The organism is Streptomyces sp. OR43, assembly GCF_008042275.1.
Classification (GTDB): Bacteria; Actinomycetota; Actinomycetes; order Streptomycetales; family Streptomycetaceae; genus Streptomyces.
The window spans coordinates 236,717-255,406 of record NZ_RDBK01000001.1; the positions used below are offsets into that span (position 1 = coordinate 236,717).

Genomic DNA, 18,690 nt, shown 5'->3' on the forward strand with positions numbered 1-18,690 from the left:
CGGGCCCTGGACGAGCGGACAGTCGAGTTCGTCCTCAAGCGGCCGACAGCCGAATTCCCCCATGTGATGGCGGCGTTCGGCGCGTACATCGTCCCCGCCTCGGCCCGCGACGGTGACTTCGACCGCCGGCCCGTCGGCAGCGGTCCCTTCCGCCTCGTGTCCTTCGCCCCCGGCCGCTCCACCGTCCTGCGCCGCAACGACGACTACTGGGACGGTGCCCCGCACCTGGACGAGCTGGAGTTCGTCGTCGCCAACGAGGAGGCCGCGCGCGTCAACGCCCTGCTCGGCGGCCAGGTCGAGTACGCCCACGAGCTGGACCCGGCGACCGCCCGCGCCCACGAGAACGGCGGCCGGATCCGGATCGTACGGCTCCGCAACAGTGCGATGCAGTCCTTCGCGATGAAGACCGACCGGCCGCCCTTCGACGACCCGCGCGTCCGGCAGGCCCTGATGCTCGTCGCCGACCGGGAGGAACTCGTCCAGGGGGCCCTCTCCGGTGCCGGGGAGATCGGCAACGACCTGTTCGGCAAGGGATACGAGTACTACGCCGACAGCCTGCCCCAGCGTGCACAGGACCTCGGCCGGGCGCGCAGTCTGTTGAAGCAGGCGGGCGCCGAGGACCTGCGGATCACCCTCGACACCTCACCCGTCGCCGCCGGCTTCACCGAGTCCGCCGCCGTCTTCCGCGACCAGGCGGCCGAGGCGGGCATCACGGTCGACGTGAGGACCGGGAGCAAGGACACCTACTGGAAGGACATCCTCGACGCCGGCACCCTGTCCTGCTACCGCTCGGGCGCCATGCCCATCGAGTCGCACGTCTCCCAGCGGCTGCTCACGGGCTCGACCACCAACGCGACCAAGTGGCGCCACGCGGACTTCGACGCCCTCTACCAGCAGGCCCAGTCGACCCGGGACCCCAAGGAGCGCTCCGCCGTCTACGCCCGCATGCAGCGTCGCCTCCACGCCGAGGGTCCCTTCCTGATCTGGGGCTTCGCCGACTGGATACTCGGCACCGCCCGCGGCGTCAGGGGCATCGAGCAGCAGGCACCCGCCAACACCCTCGACTGGGCACGCTTCGACCGGGTGTGGCTCGCGTGAGCGCATCCATGCCCTGGGCGGCACGGCGGCTGCTGCTCGCAGGTGCGCAGACCGCGGCCGTGGTGCTGCTCGTCTTCGCCCTCACCGAGGCGCTGCCCGGCGACGCCGCCGTGGCCCTCGCCGGCGACCAGCCGGACCCGGAACGCATCGAGGCGGTCCGGGCCGCCCTGCACCTGGACCGTCCACCAGTCGAACGTCTGCTCGACTGGGCGGCCGGACTGCTCCACGGCGACCTCGGGGTCTCACTGACCTCGGGGCGGCCCGTCAGCACCTACCTCGCGGACGGCTTCGGCCCGACCCTCCTGCTCGCCGTTCCGACGGTGGTGCTGCTGGTACCCGCCGCGGTCGGCCTCGGTGTGCTCGCGGCCCGGCACGAAGGGCGCGCCGCCGACCGGATCGTCAGCGCGGTGACCCTGGGCCTGTACGCCGTACCGGAGTTCGCCCTGGGCGTGCTGCTGGTCACGGTCTTCGCGCTCCGGCTCGGCTGGCTGCCGCCGACCGCCGTCGGATACGGCACCGACCTGCTCGCCCACCCGGCCGCCCTGGTGCTCCCCGTCCTGGTCCTGCTGGCGCGCCCGGTGTGCTCGCTCGCCCGGCTGGTCCGGGCCGGCATGACCGACGCCCTCGCCTCGCCGTACGTCGCTCAGGCGTTCCGCTGCGGCGTGGGCGGCGCGCGGGTCCGCTACGCCCACGCCCTGCCCAACGCGATCGCCCCGGCCACGCAGCAACTGGCCCGCACGGTGGACTGGCTGCTGTGCGGAGTGGTCGTCGTGGAGGCGCTGTTCGTGATCCCCGGGCTCGGCACGGTCCTGATGAACGCCGTCGCGGAGCGGGACGTCCCCGTGGTGCAGGGCCTCGCGGTCGTCTTCGGACTGGCCACCGTACTGCTCAATCTCGGGGCGGACCTGGTCACCCACCGCCTCGCGCCGCGCGCGGGAGTGGCGGCGTGATGGCCCTCGCGCTCGCCCGCTCCCGCCGCGGACTGAAGGCGCTCGTCGTCGGCCGGCCCGCCCGCACCCGGGCCCGCGGCTTCGTCCCCGGTCTGCTCATCGTGGGCGTTCCGCTCGTACTCGCCCTGGCGGGACCGCTGTTCGCCGGCGAGCCCGGGCCGCGCGGTACCTCGCTCACCACCGGGGAGGGGAACCGTCTCGGCACGGACTTCATCGGCCGGGACGTCGGCAGGCAGGTGTTGCTGGGCGGCCGGTCGGTGGTCCTCGTCGCGCTCGCCTCGACGGCCCTCGCCCACGCGGTGGCGCTGCCCGCCGGATTCGTCTGCGCTCTCACCCGTCGCAGATGGGTGGAGGAGCTGCTGATGCGTCCGCTGGACGTGCTGCTCTCCGTCCCGTCACTCCTGATGATTCTGCTGGTGGCCGCCGCCGTCGCACCGGGACCGGCCGGCCTCGCCCTTCTGGTGGCACTCGTCAACGTCCCGGACGCGGCCAGGATCGTCCGTGCCGCGGGGGCGCACGCCGCCTCGCGTCCGGCGGTCGAGGCGCTCCGCATGCAGGGCGAGAGCTGGGCGCGCATAGCCTTCGGCCATGTCGGCAGGTCGGTCGCCCGGACTCTGGCCGCCGACGCGGGCGTCCGTCTGACCGGGGCCCTGTACCTCGTGGCCACGGCGGCGTTCCTCGGTGTCGGAGTGGCTCCGGACGCCGCCGACTGGGCCGTGATGGTGGATCGCAACCGTGCCGGGCTGTTCGTCCAGCCGTGGGCGGTGGTGGTCCCGGCCCTGCTGATCGTCGCGCTCACCATGGGCGGCAACCTGCTCGTCGACGCCGCGCTCGCACGCCACGGCACCAAGGAGAAGCACGCATGAACACGGCCGCACGGCCCCGGACGGCCGGCGGGACGGAACCCGTCGCCGTGATCGAGGGACTTCGCGTGGAGACCGGCGGACGGGCGATCGTCGACGGCCTCGGCCTGCGGGTGCTGCCCGGGCGGATCGTCGCGCTGCTCGGAGCGTCGGGCAGCGGCAAGACGACCACGGGGCGCGCACTGCTGGGCGAGTACCCGCCCGGCGCGCGCGTGACGGGGGACGTGCGCGTGACGGGCGGGCTGATCGGGTACGTCCCGCAGCACCCGGCCGCCGTGCTGAATCCCGCCCGCCGGACCGGCGCCCTGCTGGGCGACATCGCCCGGCGCCGGGTGACGCACCTGCCACGCTCCCGGCGCCGGGCGGCGGCACGTGAGCGCGTGCTCGACGCCCTCGCCCGCGCCCAGCTGCCCTCGGACGGGGCCCTGCTCCGCCGCTACCCCCACCAGCTCTCCGGCGGCCAGCAGCAGCGCGTGGTCCTGGCCCAGGCCCTGCTGCTCGGCGCCCGTGCCGTGGTCGCGGACGAGCCCACCACCGGGCAGGATCCCCTGACGAAACGGCGCGTCGTGGAACTGCTGGACGCCCTGGCCCGGCAGGGCGTCGCCGTGGTCCTGCTCAGTCACGACCTGGACGTCGTGCGCGCCCTCGCCGACGAGGTCGTCGTCCTGCGCGACGGAAAGGCCGTCGAAGCGGGGCCAGCGGACCAGGTCCTGCGCGCACCGGACCATCCGTGGACCCGGGAACTCCTGACGCCGCCGCCCGACATCCGCATGCGCGCGGAGCGCGCGGACACCGGCGCCGCACCCGTCCTCGACGTCCGGGCACTCACGGCGCGCCACGGCCCGCTCCCGGTGCTCCACCGCGCGGCTCTCACCCTGCGCACCGGTCAGAGCCTCGCCGTGGTGGGCCGCTCGGGCAGCGGCAAGACGACCCTGGCCCGCTGTCTGAGCGGCCTCCACCGGGACCACGACGGCGAACTGCTCCTGGACGGGCGCCCACTGCCACGCAGTCTGCGGGACCGCGATCGCGAGCAACTGGCCGCGGTCCAGTACGTCTTCCAGGACGCACAGGCGGCCTTCGACGCCCACCGGCCCGTACTCGACCAGATCGCACGGACGGCCGTACGGCTGCGCGGCCTCGGCCGGGTCGCGGCGCGGGCGGAGGCGGTGGACGTACTGGAGGCGCTGGATGTCCCGACTCAGCGGGCGCTGCGCGTCCCCGGGAAACTGTCCGGAGGCGAACTCCAGCGTGCCGCCCTGGCCCGCGCCCTGCTGGCGCGCCCACGGGTCCTGGTCTGCGACGAGATCACGTCGGGCCTCGACACGTTCGCCCGGCGCTCGCTCCTCGGACTGCTGGCGCGGCTGCTCCGGTCCGGCGCCGTCCCCGCCCTCGTCCTGATCACCCACGATCTGGACACGGCGGCCCTCGCGGACCGTATCGCCGTGCTGGAGGACGGTGAGATCGTCGAGGCCGGGGCGGCGAGCGACGTGCTGAACGCGCCGCGCCACGCCTTCACCGCGGAACTGACCGCCGCGGCACGGTCGTTGCGGGAGAGCGCCGAATGACGGACCGAACCTCCTGGGGGCGGCTCACCGCGGACCCGAGCGTGCGACACGGAATCCCGTGTCGTCGATCCGGAACGTCGGATGGCTGCGGCGCCGCACCGAGGCCCGGCAGCTCCAGTGCTCGTCGAACCAGCCGCCGCCGCGCAGCACCCGGTAGGTGCCGTACACCTCGGCGTCGTACACGTCCCAGCACCATTCCCACACGTTCCCCAACGTGTCGTACAGGCCCCATGCGTTGGGCTGCCTGCCGCCCACCTCGTGCGGCCGGTCCTGCGCGTTGCCGCGATGCCAGGCGATGTCGTCGAGGGGCCCGTACCGCGCCTCCGTCGTGCCGGCCCGGCACGCGTACTCCCACTCGGCCTCGGCCGGCAGCCGGTACCCGCCGGCGGCCGGGTGCCATTCGACGGCGGCGGCATCGTCGTGGAGGCAGTAGGCGGGCACCAGTCCCTCGTGCAGGGAGAGGGCGTTGCAGAAGCGGACGGCGTCAAGCCAGGAAACGCCCTCGACGGGCAGCAGGTCGCCCTGTGCCGTACTCGGCCGCTCGCCGGTGACCTGCGCGTACTGGGTCTGCGTGACCGGGTACGCCGCGAGCCGGTACGGCGCGAGATCGACCGTCCAGCTGCGCTGCGTACGACGGTCCGACAGGGTCACCCGTCCCGGTGGAACGTCGACCATGGTGAACTCGGTGCTGGTGTCCATAGGGCGGTGACCCTATCAACCGCACAGCCTGCGGAGTCCATGTGAACCGAGTCAACCGTCGCTTCTTCGCGGGAGCTTGGCGAATCGGGGCTCAGCCCGCGGAGGCTTCACGGCCGATCTGCTCGAACCTGGCGCCCATGGCCTCGGCCAGCGCCTGTGCGGCCGAAAGGGGCCGGACCATGACCATCAGGTCGTCGATCCCGCCCGCCTCGTTCGTGTGGAGGAAGTCGCAGCCGCTGATCTTCCGGTCGCCCACCTTCGCCTCGAAGACGAGCGCGTGATTGCGCCCGTCCTCGCTTGCCATCTCCCGGACGTAGCGGAAGTCCGTGAAGACCTGGTCGACAGCGCGCAGGATCGCGGCGGTGAGCGCCTTGCCGGCGTAGGGCTTGAACGCGACCGGGCTGGTGAAGACGACGTCCTCGGCCAGCAGTGCCTCGACCGCGTCGAGGTCGTGCGCCTCGACGGCCTTGCGGAAAGGATGCATTCCGGCTCCATAGTCAATTATTTGAATAGGTGTGGATGAGATTAATCGCCTCGGTGTCTGTGTGTCCAGAGATCTCCCGCTCCGGCGAACGGCATGTCCGAGCCGCCCGTGAGGTGGTCCCCGAGGGCCGGACCCAAAAGCCGCGACATGACCGGCCCCCGGGTCCGGTCACCCGTCCGAGGGCACCTCCCCCCGGACGGGTGAGCCGGACGGGCGCCCGCGCACCGCTCCGGGCTGCAATGGACAGGTGACCGCGCCCCCGGACGACTGCCTCGCGCGCAACGAGTGGATCTGCGGCGCCTACCTGAGCAGTCGTCGGGAGATCCTCTGGGACGCCGTGCTCCAACATCTCCAGCTGACCGCGGTCTCCGTGCTCATCGGACTCGTCATCGCGGTGCCGCTCGCCCTCGCCGCCCGCCGCTGGCGCTGGGCGACCGGCCCGGTGCTCGGGGTGACGACGATCCTCTACACCGTCCCGTCGTTGGCCATGTTCTCGCTGCTGCTCCCCGTGTACGGACTCTCCGCCTCGCTCGTCGTGGCGGGCCTCGTCCTGTACTCGCTCACCCTGCTGGTGCGGAACATCCTGGCCGGGCTGCGCGCCGTACCCGAGGAGACCCGGCAGGCGGCACGCGGCATGGGGTACGGCCCCGTGCGGCTGCTCGTCGCCGTGGAACTCCCGCTCGCCCTGCCCGCCGCGATGGCGGGCCTGCGCATCGCCACCGTCTCCGCCGTCAGTCTCGTCACCATCGGCGCGATCGTCGGCTACGGCGGGCTCGGCAACCTCATCTACTCCGGGATGAACACCTACTTCAAGGCCCAGGTGCTGACCGCCTCCGTCCTGTGCGTCGTCATCGCCGTCGCCGCCGACCTGCTGCTCCTGCTCGCGCAGCGCCTGCTGACCCCCTGGACACGGAGGCAGTCGTGAACACCCTCTCCGAGGCATGGACCTGGCTCACCACCTCGGCGCACTGGTACGGCGAGGACGGCATCTGGACCAGGCTGGCCCAGCACCTCGTCCTCACCGTTGTCTGTCTGCTGATCAGCTGCCTCGTCGCCCTGCCCATCGCCCTGGTCCTCGGCCACCTCGGCAAGGGGGGCGCCCTGGCCGTCAACATCTCCAACATCGGCCGTGCCGTCCCCACCTTCGCCGTCCTCGTCCTGCTGCTGCTGACCCCGATCGGGAGGTTCGGCGAGGGGCCGACCGTCGTCGCGCTCGTCCTGTTCGCCGTACCACCGCTGCTCACCAACGCCTACGTCGGCATGCGGGAGGTCGACCAGGACGTCGTACGGGCCGCCCGGGGCATGGGCATGACGGGCCGGCAGATGCTCTTCCAGGTCGAGGTGCCGCTCGCGCTGCCGCTGATCATGACCGGCGTACGGATCGCGGCGGTCCAGCTCGTCGCCACCGCCACCATCGCCGCGCTGGCAGGCGGCGGGGGACTGGGCCGCATCATCACCGCGGGCTTCAACCTCGCCTCCACCGCCCAGGTCGTCGCCGGAGCCGTGCTGGTCGCCGTGTTCGCCCTGCTCGTGGAAGGACTCTTCGAGCTGGCGCAGCGAATCGCCCCCGACCGGGCCCGGGGCGGGAACACCGGATGAGGGCCCGGTACACCGTCGCCGTGACCCTGCTCCTGATGCTGGCACCGGTCTCCGCCTGCACCACCGGGCCCACGCTGGAGAACCAGGGAGAGGTCACCGCCCCGCCCGGCGACAGCAAAGACCTCACCATCGGCTCGGCGGGATTCACCGAGAGCGACCTGCTCGCCCAGATGTACGCGCTCCTTCTCGGCCGGGCCGGATACTCCACGGAGATCATCTCCGTCACCAACCGGGAGATCTACGAACCGGCCCTGGAGAACGGACAGATCGACGTCGTCCCCGAGTACGCCGCCACCTTCGCCGACTGGCTGAACGCCAAGAAGAACGGCGCCGACGCCACCCCCGTCGGTTCACCCGACCTCGCCACCACCATGAAGGCGCTGCGCGCCCTGGCCGCGCCCCGCGGCCTGACCGTCCTGGACCCCGGCCGTGCCGTCGACCAGAACGCCTTCGCCGTCACCTCCGCCTACGCGGCGAAGCACCACCTGAAGTCGCTCAGCGACCTCGGGAGGTCGGGACTCCCGGTCCGCCTGGCCGCGGGCGACGAATGTGTCCAGCGCCCCTACTGCGCCCCCGGGCTGAAGAAGACGTACGGCATCGACATCACCGCTGTCGACCCCAAGGGTGTCGGCACGACCCAGGCCAAGCAGGCCGTCCAGAGCGGCCGTGACCAGATGGTGCTGACCACCACCACGGACGCCACCCTGGACGACTTCGGCCTCGTCCTGCTGGCCGACGACAAGCACCTGCAGAACGCCGACTACCTGGTACCCGTCGTCAACCGGTCGCGGGCGGGCAGCGAAGGCGTCCGTACGGCACTGGGCAAGCTGAACACCGTACTGACGACCGAGGACCTGGCCCGGCTGAACGAACAGGTGGACAGCTGGCGCCGGCTCCCCGAGGACGTCGCCCGCACCTACCTCCGCTCGCACGGCCTCATTCCCGGCGACTGACCGGACCGCTGACGGCGCACGGGTTCACCGGGCCAGCCCCGCGAGCCGGGCCTCGATCCGCTCGCGGTCCCACACCCCGTCCGCGACGACCACCCGGTAGCGCCGGGTCAGTGTGGCGCCGGGTGCCAGGACGAGTTCGTCGTGGAAGGCCCAGGACGGGGCGACCGCGGCGAAGGGGTCGTTGCGGACGAACCAGTGCGCGGGATGCTGACCGCCCTCGCCCGTGTGGTCGTTCTCGGGCGTGTGCGCGAAGACGAGCGTCGCGTGGCCGTCCGCCCCGTCGTGCTCGCCGCTGTACGCCAGCCAGGGCGCCTGCCGTCCCATCACCTCGGGGCCCTCCCCGTCCGGGGTGAGGACGCGGCCGTCACGGAACGCGCGCGGGCCCCGCCAGAACAGCCCCGTGTAGCCGGCGCCGTCGCGTCCGTGGGTGGCAGGGCTGCCGAACCGCAGAGGTTCGTCCCGCCGGTTGGTGACGGCCGACGACCACGTCAGCACCCAGCTGCCGGACGCCGGATCGATGTCGTGCACCTCGACCCGGCGCGCCTCGTCGGCCCACAGCTCCCCGCTGTGCGGATGCCAGCCGAGCCGCTCGGCGACCGTGGCCCCGTCCTCGCGTACCGACACCTCGTCGAAACCGCGGTGCGCCATGGAACCCACCCGCTCGGGCAGCGGCTGGTAGCCCTCGCCCCGTACATAGGTGTTGCCGCCCCACAGGTTCTGCCCCGACAGATGGGAGGCGGTCAGCTGCAGTCCTTTGTGCCAGCGGTGGTCGTTGGGCCGGTAGTCGGTCACCACCCGGCCCAGCAGGGTGCGCAGCGGATGGATGTACGGCTTCGGCGCCTCCCAGGCCGCCTCGGGCCGGTACACGTACCGCAGGAGCTCCACCCCGCTGTCCGCCATCGCGACGGCGATGTGGTCGCCGTGCCGGTGCGCCAGCGTGATCCGGCCGGTCACGCGGACTGCTCCGCCGGCTCGGGCGCCCAGCCGGGTGCGTTGCCGTGCAAAGCGCTGTAGTACGGGTCACCGGGGCCGATCTCGCCGGCCCGGACGGTGCCTCCGGTGAAGGCGGCCTTGTAGAGGGCGGAGACCAGTTCCAGGCTGGTGCGGCCGTCGGCGCCGCTGCTGCGCGGCCGGCGGCCGGCCCGCAGATCGCGCAGCAGGCCGCGCAGCTGGGCCTCGTGGGAGCTGGGCACATCGGCTCCGAAGTCCCGCCAGACGGCGACCTGTTCAGCGGCGACTCCGGGGGCCGGGGTGATCCGCCAGTCGGCGTTGCGATGGCCGTACAGATGGGTGAGCTCGACGGTGGCCCGCTCGCAGTCGATCCGGATCCGGCTCACCTCGTCCGGGCTGAGGACACTGTTGACGATCGTGGCCATGGTGCCGTTCTCGAAGCGGACCAGCGCCGTGGAGACGTCCTCCGTCTCGACGTCGTGCACCAGCCGTCCCGCCATCGCCCGGATCTCCGCCCAGGGACCCAGCAGATCCAGCAGCAGATCCATCTGGTGGATGCCGTGGCCCATCGCGGGGCCGCCGCCTTCCGTACTCCAACGGCCCCGCCAGGGCGCCGAGTAGTACGCCTCGTCCCGGTACCAGGTGGTCTGGCAGTGGGCGACCAGGGGCCGCCCCATCGCCCGCTCGGCCAGCAGCGCCCGGACGTGGTCCGAGCCGGATCCGAACCGGTGCTGGAACACGATCGCGGCGAACGGGCCGCCCTTGTCGGGGGCCTCCGCCGCCTCGATGGCGTCGAAGTCCTCCAGCGAGGGACAGGGAGGCTTCTCGCACCACACCCAGGCTCCGGCCCGCAGCGCGGCGATGGTCTGGTCGCGGTGGAAGCGGGGCGGGGTGCCGAGCGTGACGAGATCGGGCCGCTCCTCGGCCAGCATCCGGTCGAGATCCGTGTACGGCCGGCCGGTGCCCGCCTCGGCGCAGAACGCCTCGGCGGACGCGGCGTCGACATCGACCGCCGCGACGATCTCCAGGGGCTGTTCGGCGGCCAGCGCACGCAGGGCAGGCAGATGGCTCACGCGTGCGATCGCGCCGGTTCCGACGATCGCGACCCGGATCGGCCGGCTGGGGGAAGCCTGGCTGGGCGTGACAAACACCTCCACGGTGAGGGGCGCCCACCCGGTAGTAAGCGCTTTCTCCCTGCGGAAACCTAGGCTTTGCGCAGGGTTCAGGTCAAGAGACCCGCCTCCGCGCCGCAGCAGGCGACCTCCCGGCCCGACCGGCGGCCTGCCGCTCGGATCCCGCCGGGGGGTGAGCGCGTGGGGCCGCCCGGCGCGGCCCGATGAGTTCGCGCCGTCGCGGGAGTCATTGTGTTGACCCTCGACGCGAGAAGGCGGAGCGATGAGTACCCTGCGCGAAGTACTGGAGACGCACGTACGCGACGGATCCGTGCCGGGAGCCGTGGGCCTCGTGGCCCGGGGCGGCCGGGTGGACCTTGAGGCGGTCGGCGGCGCGGACGCCGGTGGCGGCACGCCGATGACCCCGGAGTCGATCTTCCGGATCGCCTCGCTCACCAAACCGATCACCGCGGCTGCGGCCATGATGCTGGTCGAGGACGGCCGGTTCGCCCTGGACGACCCGGTGTCGACCTGGCTCCCCGAACTGGCGTCGCCCATGGTCGTGCGCACGCCCGGGAGCCCGGTCGACGACGTGGTCCCGGCCGCACGGCCCATCACCGTGTTCGACCTGATGACCTTCCGCGCCGGCTACGGATTCCCGTCCGACTTCTCGCTTCCCGCCGTCGCGCCCCTGTTCGACGAGCTGAAGCAGGGCCCGCCGCAGCCACAGGCCGTCGCCGCCCCGGACGCCTGGATGGCGACGCTGTCGCGCATCCCCATGCTGGACCAGCCGGGGGAGTCGTGGCTGTACAACGCCTGCTCCGACATCCTGGGCGTCCTGATCGCCCGGGCCTCCGGGCAGCCGCTGCCGGAGTTCCTGGCCGAGCGGCTGTGCGAACCGCTCGGCATGACCGACACCGGCTTCCACGTACCCGCGCAGAAGCTCCACCGCTTCACCAGTTACTACCGCGCCGGCGAGGCGGGTGACCTCGAACGCGTCGATGCTCCCGACGGACAGTGGAGCAGCATGCCGCAATTCCCGTCCGCGGCCGGCGGCCTGGTCTCGACCGCCGCCGACTGGTGCGCCTTCGGCCGGATGCTGCTCGCCGGCGGGACCGTGGGCGACCGCGCTCTGCTGACGCCCGAATCTGTGCGGCAGATGACGACCGACCATCTGACACCCGGGCAGCGCGAGGCGAGCGGACTGTTCACCGAGGGACAGGGCTGGGGATTCGGCGGCTCGGTGGATGTCGAGCGGACCGCTCCCTGGAACGTACCGGGCCGCTACGGCTGGGTCGGTGGCACCGGCACCGCGGCCCACATCATCCCGGCCACCGGCACCGTCGCGATCATGCTCACCCAGGTGGAGCTGGCCGGTCCCAAACCGCCACGCGTGATGCGGGACTTCTGGCGTCACGTGGCCGGCGAGTAGACCCTCGGCGCCCGGACGCACCCGTCAGCCATCCGTGACCGAGTGAACCCCGGGGCGCGGTGGTGCCGGGCAGGCGTCCGTGACCGAGCGGACCCCGGGGCGCGGTGGTGCCGGGCAGGCGTCCGTGACCGAGCGGACCCCGGGGCGCGGTAGTGCCCGTCAGGCGTCCGCCACCGAGTCGAACCGCACCTCGTCGCGTGCCACGCCCTGCGCGTCCGCGTCCACCGAGCGGCGCAGGGCCTCGTGGAGCTTCGCCGGGGTCAGCACACCCAGGAAGCGCGCCCCGTCCAGGACCGCCACCCATCCGGCGTCGTGCTGGAGCATCTCGCTGAACGCCTGCTTGAGCGGGGCTCCCACCGGCACCCAGGCGTCCATCCGGCGGGCCAGCTCCGCCACCGTCCCGTGCTCACCGGCGATCCGCAGCTGGTCCGCCGACACCCAGCCGTGCAGCTCACCGTCGCCGTTCAGTACCACTGCCCACCGCGCACCGGCGGCGCCGAGCCGGGCCGCCGCCACCGAGGACCGCTCGTCCAGCCGGGCGACCGGCGGCTCCTCAAGGTCCTCCGGTTCGATCGTGGTGACGGACAGCCGCTTCAAACCGCGGTCCGCGCCGACGAACCGCGCCACGTACGGGGTCGCCGGCGAGCCGAGCACCGCACCCGGAGTGTCGAACTGCTCGATGCGCCCTTCCCCGTACACCGCGATCCGGTCTCCCATCCGCACCGCCTCCTCGATGTCATGAGTGACCATCAGGACCGTCTTCCGGACGGTGGCCTGCAGGCTCAGGAACTCGTTCTGCAGCCGTTCCCGCACCACCGGGTCCACCGCGCCGAACGGTTCGTCCATCAGCAGCACGGGCGGATCCGCCGCCAGGGCGCGCGCCACCCCGACCCGCTGGCGCTGGCCGCCGGAGAGCTGCGCGGGATAGCGCGAACCGTACGTTCCGGGGTCCAGGCCCACCAGATCGAGGAGCTCGGCAGCCCGCGCCCGCGCCCGGGACCGCTTCCAGCCGACCAGCGCCGGGACCGTCGCGGTGTTGTCGAGGACGGTCCGGTGCGGGAAGAGCCCCACCTGCTGGATGACGTAGCCGATCCGGCGGCGCAGCTTCACCGGGTCGACCTTCGCGATGTCCTCGCCGTCGACCAGGATCCGGCCCGAGGTCGGTTCGATCAGCCGGTTCACCATCATCATCGTGGTGGTCTTGCCGCAGCCCGAGGGCCCGACCAGGGTGACCAATTCGCCCTCGCCGACCTCGAAGGACAGCTCGTCGACCGCGGTCGTCCCGTCCGGATAGACCTTGCCGACCTGCTCGAACCGGATCATGACTGAACGGTAGGAGCCGCACGGGGCCGCTGCACACGGGCCGGGGCCGTCCGGGGAACGGCTATGTGCTGAACTGTCCGTGAACCATCGATACAGGAGCCCCCTTGAACAGCTACCGTCTGCCCGGCCTCGTCCTCACCGACCGTCACTTCACGGTTCCGCTCGATCACACCGATCCGGGCGGTGAGCAGATCGAGGTCTTCGGCCGCGAGGTGGTGGCGGGCTCCCGGGCCGGCGAGGAACTGCCGTGGCTGGTGTATCTGGAGGGCGGCCCCGGCTTCGGCGCGCGGCGTTTCACCGGCGCGGAGGCGTGGCTGGGCCGGGCGGTCGAGGAGTTCCGCGTGCTGCTCCTGGACCAGCGGGGCACCGGACTGTCCACCCCCGCCAACCGGCAGACCCTGCCGCTGCGCGGCGGCCCGCGTGAGCAGGCCGACTACCTCACGCATTTCCGGTCCGACAGCATCGTGCGCGACTGCGAGCTGATCCGCCCGCAGCTGACGGGCGGCGCGCCCTGGACCGTTCTCGGCCAGTCCTTCGGCGGTTTCTGCGCGGTCCGTTATCTGTCGGCCGCTCCGGAGGGCCTCAGCGCCGTCCTGATCACGGGCGGTCTGCCGTCCCTCGACGGCCACGCGGACGACGTCTACCGCGCCGCGTACCCGCGGATCGAGCGCAAGGTCGCCGCGCACTACCGCCGCTACCCGCAGGACGTCGAGCGCGCCCGGGAGATCACCGCTCACCTCGCGGAGCACCGGCCCGAGAGCGCCGGACACCGGCTCACGCCCGAGGGATTCCAGTCCCTGGGCATCATGCTCGGCGGGAGCAACGGCAGCCACCAGCTGCACTACCTGATGGAGAACGCGTTCGTTACCACCGCGCACGGCACCGAGCTCTCCGACACGTTCCAGGAGGCCATGCGCACCGCCAACTCGTTCGCCGGGCACCCGCTGTACGCCGTGCTCCACGAGGCCATCTACGGCCAGGACGAGCGCCCCACCGGCTGGTCGGCCGAGCGGGTCCGGGCGGAGTTCCCGCAGTTCGACGCGGAGGCCGCCCTCAAGGGCGACGGCCCGGTCCTGTTCACGGGCGAGAGCATCCACCCCTGGCACTTCGACGTCGACCCGGCGCTGCGCCCGCTGCGCGAGACCGCGGAGCTGCTCGCCACCCGCGGTGACTGGGAGCCGCTGTACGACACCGAGCGCCTGGCCGCCAACGAGGTGCCGGTGGCCGCCGCCGTCTACCACGACGACATGTACGTGGACACCGGGCACGCGCTGCGCACCGCCGCCGCGATCCGCGGGCTGCGTACCTGGGTGACCGACGAGTTCGAGCACGACGGACTGCGCGCGGGCGGACCCCGCGTGCTCGACCGGCTGCTGGCCCTGGTCCGCGACGAGGTCTGAGCCCTCGGTCACGGGTGGGGGCCGGGCGCAGCACCTGTGCGACCGGCCCCCACCGGCGGGTCAGGGCGGTTCAGCCCTGGAGCGCGTCCAGCGTCGCGTTCAGGTTCGCGGCCGAGCGCGGAGCGCGGTTGTGCGGGAGCTTCGACAGCACCGCCGCCATGCCGCAGGTGTTGGTCACGGCGGAGAAGACGAGACCCGCTCCGACACCGGCGGACAGCCAGCGCGCGGCCGGACGGCGCACACCCGCGAGCAGACCGGCCACCACGAGCGAGCCGGCGGCGAGCCGCACCTGGCGCTCCATCGGCCACGTGGTCCGGCCGCCCTCCGGGCGGTCGAGGCCGTGGCCCTCGCCCTCCCAGGCGGAGGTGCCGCCGGACAGCGTCGCCGCGTCGATGTCGGCCGCCGAGAGGATGTCGCAGGCCCGCGTGGAGCGGACGCCGGAGGCGCACACCACGAGCAGGGCGCCCCGGGCAGAGGCCGACTTGAGGGCGGGCACCGCCTCGGAGAGACGGTCGAGCGGGATGTTGAGGGCGCCGGGGACGTGGCCCGAGGCGTATTCGCCGGGGGCGCGCACGTCGATCACGGTGAACTCCGCGAGACGGGCGGCGGCCTGGGCGGGGGAGAGGGATACGGGGCTGGTCACGAGCAGTGTTTCCTTTCGTTCACCGGGTGTGAGGCAGAGACTTCGTCTCTCCTGCCCCGGACGGGCTAGAATACCCCTTGGGGTATCAAAAGGAGGATGTGTGGAACTCGACATGGCGGCCGACGAACTCAAGTCGGTGCTCAATCGCCTGCGCCGCGCACAGGGCCAGCTCACCGGAATCATCAGGATGATCGAGGAAGGGCGCGACTGCGAGGACGTCATCACCCAGATGGCCGCGGTTTCGCGAGCCCTCGACCGTGCGGGCTTCGCGATCATCGCGACGGGACTTCAGCACTGCATGGCCGACGGCGGCAGCGAACCCGCGGACCGGGACCAGATGCGCGCCCGGCTGGAGAAGCTCTTCCTCTCGCTGGCCTGAAGAGGGCCGGGTTCCCGGCACCGTTTCGTACGACGGACCGGCACCGTTTCGGACCGGCGGGACCGGAAGGCCGGCAGGCCTTCGGAACGGCAGACCGGCACCGTTTCAGGCGACCGGGTCGACGAGCATGAAGGCGGCGACCGCCGGCAGTACCGCGCCGAAGATACGTTGCAGCGACTCCGTGGAGACCTTGCCGGCCAGCCGCTTCCCGTCCCAGGCACCGAGTACCGCCGTCGCCGTGAACGGGGCGATCAGCGCCCAGCCCAGTGCCGTCGGCGTGGCGAGCCGGGCGGCCGGCGAGCACTGCACATGCGTTTCGGCCACGGCGAGAACGCGGACCCCGCGCACCGCGGCCGCGGCGATGGCCCGGTCGATGTCGCGCGGCGGGTCCACCACCACGGCCGATCGTGTCCCTCCCGCCAGATGGCTGCGGTTGCCGAGGCCCGGTATCTCGATGGTGTCGACGAAGAACACGACACGCTCCTTCTCTACGCTGGCGATGTACCCCCCGGGGGTAGTTTCTCTGAGAGGTTGACGCCGATACCCCTGGGGGTATCAATTTGGAGCGGTGAGGTGTTCGGGTCACCGGGCTCCGCGCGGCCGGGCCGGTTAGCCTGCCCACATGACGGAGCAGCTCGAACCCATGCCCTCGGACTGGCGGCGCGCCCTCGCTGTCGTCGCGCACCCCGACGACCTGGAGTACGGCTGCGCGGCCGCCATCGCGGGCTGGACCGACGGCGGCCGTGACATCACCTACCTCCTCGCCACCCGCGGTGAGGCCGGAATCGACACGCTCGAACCGGATGAGTGCGCGCCGCTGCGTGAGCAGGAGCAGCGCGCGAGTGCGGCGGCCGTCGGGGTCTCCCGCGTCGAGTTCCTCGATCACCGCGACGGGGTGATCGAGTACGGCATCGGCCTGCGCCGGGACATCGCGGCAGCGGTCCGCCGCCACCGGCCGGAGCTGGTGATCACGCTGAACCACCGCGACACCTGGGGCGGTGTCGCCTGGAACACCCCCGACCACCGTGCGGTCGGCCGGGCCGTACTGGACGCGGCGGCCGATGCCGGCAACCGCTGGATCTTCCCGGAGCTCACCGAGCAGGGCCTCGCGCCGTGGGACGGCGTGCGCTGGGTGGCCGTCGCCGGATCGTCCACGCCCACCCACGCCGTCGATGCGACGCCGGGCCTCGAACGGTCCGTGCGGTCGCTCCTGGCGCACCGTACGTACATCGAAGCTCTCACGGACGAGGACCCCGAGGCATACTGCCGTACCTTCCTCACCGGCAACGCGCAGGCGTCCGCGGAGCGCTTCGGTGGCCGCCCGGCCGTCACGTTCGAGCTCTTCGCGCGCTGAGCGCGGTCGCACCCTGGCGGCCGGTGGCGGGTCGCCGTACGCTGTGCCGCGCAAGGAATCTGACGATGTGTCAGTTCAAGGGGGAGCGGCCGTGTTCGACATCCTGGACCACGACATCCCGCGTGGCGACGAGCGGATGACGCTCCGGATCGAGAACGGCGTCGGTCTGCTGACGCTGTGCCGGCCGCAACAGCTCAACGGCTGGAGCTGGGAGTCCAGCAGGCAGCTGGGCATCATGGCCGACCGGATCCGCTTCGACGACTCGGTCCGTGCGGTCCTGCTGCGGGGCGAGGGTCGGGCCTTCTGCGCAGGGATCGATGTCAGCGCGCCCGGCGGCGACATCACGGGCCGTACCTCCGCCGAGCGCACCCAGCGCTACTACGAGGGCATCCGCTGGGTGCACGAGCGTTTCGCCGCCTTCGCCGGGCTTCCGCAGCCGGTGATCGCCGCCGTGCAGGGCTACTGTCTCGGCTTCGGCTTCGAGCTCGCGCTCATGGCCGACATCCGGATCGCCGCCGACGACGCCGTGTTCGCGCTGCCCGAGGCCGGGATCGGGGTCGCGGTCGACGCCGGTGGCGACATGCGGATCGCCCGCGAGGCGGGTGCGGGCTGGGCGAAGTACCTCGCGCTCACCGGCCGCCGGATCGACGCGGCCACCGCGGAGCGGATCGGGCTGCTCCAGGCCGTCACGCCTCTTGCCGGACTGGAGCGCACCGCCCGGTCGGCCGCCGAGGCGGTCGCGGCGAACGCGCCCCTGGCCGTACGGCACATCAAGCGCTCCGTCGACGCGTACGCAGACGCCGGCCTCGGCGAGGCGCTGGACCGTACGGCCCTGGCGGCGGCGCTCACCCTCACCTCGCAGGACGCGGCCGAGGGCTATGCCGCGAAGGCGGCCCGCCGCCCGCCGCACTTCGAGGGGATCTGACCCCGGGGATCGCTCACGTGGCGCCGGGCAGCGTGAAAGGGCCGCGTCCCAACTGTTCGCGCACCGGCACCACGGGCGGCGCGACGAGTGAGCGCCGTTGCCAGTTCGCCCCGTCGACCACCAGTGAGTGGCCGGAGACGAACGCGGCGTACGGCGAGGCCAGGAACGTGGCCGCCCAGCCCAGTTCGCGGGGCAGGCCCACCCGCAGCGCGGGCTGCCGCGCGTCGAGGTCCCCACTCACGCTGCCTGCCGCGTCGCCGTCCCGGTCCAGCTGGGCGCGGATGTCGCCGGGCATGTCCTCGTGCGGCATCAGGCCCGGAACCAGTCCGTTGACGCGGATCCCGTACGGCCCCCACTCCACGGCAAGGGTCTCGACGAGGTTCTTCACCCCGGCCTTGGCTGCCGCGGAATGTGCGTAACCGGGGCCGCCCGTCCAGGCGTACGAGGCGCCGACGCACACGATGGAGCCGCCGGTCGCGGCGGCGAGGTGGCGCCGCCCGAACTCGCGGGTCATGAACCAGGTCCCCGTCAGGGTGATGTCGAGCACCGCCCGCCAGGCGTTCGGCGACAGATCCTCGGCCGGCGACGGGAAGTTGGCCGCCGCGTTGTTGACGAGGACGTCGGGCCGCCCCGGTCCGGCCTCGGCCGCGTCGAAGACCTCTGCGATCCTCTCGGGGTCGCGGATGTCGCCCGGAACGGCCAGGATCCGGCCCCCGGTCAGGGGTGCCAGTTCCTCCCGGGCGGCTGCCAGCCGCCCGGCGTTCCGGCCGACGAGTACCAGATGCGCTCCGAGCCGGGCGAACTCGGCCGCGACGGCTTTGCCGAGGCCGGAGCCGCCGCCGGTCACCAGCACCACGCTCCCGTCGTACGTGCCGGCCGGCAGGGCGCTCGCGCCGAGCGGGGGAGGAGCGGGGATCCCGGGCGTGTGCATGCTCTCCGTCATGGATGCATGAGTACCGC

19 protein-coding genes and 1 pseudogene are annotated in these 18,690 nt (G+C 72.5%); 12 read left to right on the forward strand and 8 right to left on the reverse strand.

The window, feature by feature from the left end:
* The 4 genes from EAO72_RS01125 to EAO72_RS01140 all read left to right on the forward strand — a co-directional run.
* On the forward strand, positions 1-1,098 hold a 1,098-nt coding region (locus EAO72_RS01125; RefSeq protein ID WP_148015514.1), incomplete at its 5' end, for an ABC transporter substrate-binding protein.
* A gap of 8 nt (positions 1,099-1,106) precedes the next feature.
* Positions 1,107-2,048 (forward strand): ABC transporter permease, encoded by a 942-nt coding sequence (locus EAO72_RS01130; protein ID WP_148015515.1) that lies wholly within the window; start codon positions 1,107-1,109, stop codon positions 2,046-2,048.
* Entirely contained in the window at positions 2,048-2,914 is an 867-nt protein-coding gene (locus EAO72_RS01135; RefSeq protein WP_148015287.1) for an ABC transporter permease, read from the forward strand. Before EAO72_RS01130 ends, EAO72_RS01135 begins: the two co-directional genes overlap by 1 nt.
* Positions 2,911-4,476 (forward strand): ABC transporter ATP-binding protein, encoded by a 1,566-nt coding sequence (locus tag EAO72_RS01140; RefSeq protein WP_148015288.1) that lies wholly within the window; start codon positions 2,911-2,913, stop codon positions 4,474-4,476. Before EAO72_RS01135 ends, EAO72_RS01140 begins: the two co-directional genes overlap by 4 nt.
* A gap of 24 nt (positions 4,477-4,500) precedes the next feature.
* Here the strand turns inward: EAO72_RS01140 and EAO72_RS01145 are convergent, their stop codons facing one another.
* Entirely contained in the window at positions 4,501-5,175 is a 675-nt protein-coding gene (locus EAO72_RS01145; protein WP_148015289.1) for a formylglycine-generating enzyme family protein, read from the reverse strand.
* Positions 5,176-5,266: 91 nt separating this feature from the next.
* Positions 5,267-5,659 (reverse strand): nuclear transport factor 2 family protein, encoded by a 393-nt coding sequence (locus tag EAO72_RS01150; protein ID WP_148015290.1) that lies wholly within the window; start codon positions 5,657-5,659, stop codon positions 5,267-5,269.
* 247 nt (positions 5,660-5,906) lie between these two features.
* On the opposite strand from EAO72_RS01150, the gene EAO72_RS01155 reads away from it, so the two are divergent.
* The 3 genes from EAO72_RS01155 to EAO72_RS01165 are packed head-to-tail and all read left to right on the forward strand — an operon-like array spanning position 5,907 to position 8,211.
* On the forward strand, positions 5,907-6,584 hold the full coding sequence (locus EAO72_RS01155) for an ABC transporter permease (protein ID WP_148015291.1): 678 nt from the start codon (positions 5,907-5,909) through the stop codon (positions 6,582-6,584).
* Positions 6,581-7,258 (forward strand): ABC transporter permease, encoded by a 678-nt coding sequence (locus tag EAO72_RS01160; protein ID WP_148015292.1) that lies wholly within the window; start codon positions 6,581-6,583, stop codon positions 7,256-7,258. Before EAO72_RS01155 ends, EAO72_RS01160 begins: the two co-directional genes overlap by 4 nt.
* Entirely contained in the window at positions 7,255-8,211 is a 957-nt protein-coding gene (locus EAO72_RS01165) for an ABC transporter substrate-binding protein (protein ID WP_148015293.1), read from the forward strand. The genes EAO72_RS01160 and EAO72_RS01165 overlap by 4 nt, the downstream gene beginning before the upstream one ends.
* 24 nt (positions 8,212-8,235) lie before the next feature.
* Here EAO72_RS01165 and EAO72_RS01170 read toward each other — a convergent pair whose 3' ends face one another.
* Both EAO72_RS01170 and EAO72_RS01175 read right to left on the reverse strand, forming a co-directional pair.
* Entirely contained in the window at positions 8,236-9,111 is an 876-nt protein-coding gene (locus EAO72_RS01170; RefSeq protein ID WP_148015516.1) for a DUF6807 domain-containing protein, read from the reverse strand.
* 50 nt (positions 9,112-9,161) lie between these two features.
* A complete protein-coding gene (locus tag EAO72_RS01175; protein WP_148015517.1) occupies positions 9,162-10,313 on the reverse strand; it encodes a Gfo/Idh/MocA family protein in 1,152 nt (383 codons plus the stop codon).
* Positions 10,314-10,557: 244 nt separating this feature from the next.
* Here EAO72_RS01175 and EAO72_RS01180 point away from each other — a divergent pair, with 244 nt between their 5' ends.
* Positions 10,558-11,706 carry a serine hydrolase domain-containing protein gene (locus EAO72_RS01180; RefSeq protein ID WP_148015294.1) on the forward strand — a complete coding sequence of 383 codons (1,149 nt, stop codon included), beginning with the start codon at positions 10,558-10,560 and terminating at the stop codon, positions 11,704-11,706.
* Positions 11,707-11,865: 159 nt separating this feature from the next.
* Here the strand turns inward: EAO72_RS01180 and EAO72_RS01185 are convergent, their stop codons facing one another.
* On the reverse strand, positions 11,866-13,029 hold the full coding sequence (locus EAO72_RS01185) for an ABC transporter ATP-binding protein (RefSeq protein WP_148015295.1): 1,164 nt from the start codon (positions 13,027-13,029) through the stop codon (positions 11,866-11,868).
* A gap of 104 nt (positions 13,030-13,133) precedes the next feature.
* Between EAO72_RS01185 and EAO72_RS01190 the strand changes: the two genes are divergently transcribed.
* On the forward strand, positions 13,134-14,429 hold the full coding sequence (locus EAO72_RS01190) for an alpha/beta fold hydrolase (protein ID WP_148015296.1): 1,296 nt from the start codon (positions 13,134-13,136) through the stop codon (positions 14,427-14,429).
* Positions 14,430-14,499: 70 nt separating this feature from the next.
* On the opposite strand, the gene EAO72_RS01195 is transcribed toward EAO72_RS01190, so the two are convergent.
* Positions 14,500-15,072 carry a rhodanese-like domain-containing protein gene (locus EAO72_RS01195; RefSeq protein ID WP_148015297.1) on the reverse strand — a complete coding sequence of 191 codons (573 nt, stop codon included), beginning with the start codon at positions 15,070-15,072 and terminating at the stop codon, positions 14,500-14,502.
* A 100-nt stretch (positions 15,073-15,172) separates the two neighbouring features.
* Between EAO72_RS01195 and EAO72_RS01200 the strand changes: the two genes are divergently transcribed.
* Positions 15,173-15,451, forward strand: a complete 279-nt coding sequence (locus EAO72_RS01200; RefSeq protein WP_148015298.1) for a metal-sensitive transcriptional regulator — start codon at positions 15,173-15,175, stop codon at positions 15,449-15,451.
* A gap of 306 nt (positions 15,452-15,757) precedes the next feature.
* Here EAO72_RS01200 and EAO72_RS01210 read toward each other — a convergent pair.
* Positions 15,758-15,925: pseudogene (locus tag EAO72_RS01210) on the reverse strand (MBL fold metallo-hydrolase); the annotation flags it as partial.
* A gap of 148 nt (positions 15,926-16,073) precedes the next feature.
* Between EAO72_RS01210 and EAO72_RS01215 the strand changes: the two are divergent.
* On the forward strand, positions 16,074-16,805 hold the full coding sequence (locus EAO72_RS01215; RefSeq protein WP_148015299.1) for a PIG-L deacetylase family protein: 732 nt from the start codon (positions 16,074-16,076) through the stop codon (positions 16,803-16,805).
* Between the two features lie 67 nt (positions 16,806-16,872).
* Entirely contained in the window at positions 16,873-17,730 is an 858-nt protein-coding gene (locus EAO72_RS01220) for an enoyl-CoA hydratase/isomerase family protein (protein WP_261991261.1), read from the forward strand.
* Positions 17,731-17,743: 13 nt separating this feature from the next.
* On the opposite strand, the gene EAO72_RS01225 is transcribed toward EAO72_RS01220, so the two are convergent.
* Positions 17,744-18,673: an SDR family oxidoreductase gene (locus EAO72_RS01225; RefSeq protein WP_148015300.1), complete on the reverse strand. Its 930-nt coding sequence runs from the start codon at positions 18,671-18,673 to the stop codon at positions 17,744-17,746.
* Positions 18,674-18,690 lie beyond the last annotated feature (17 nt).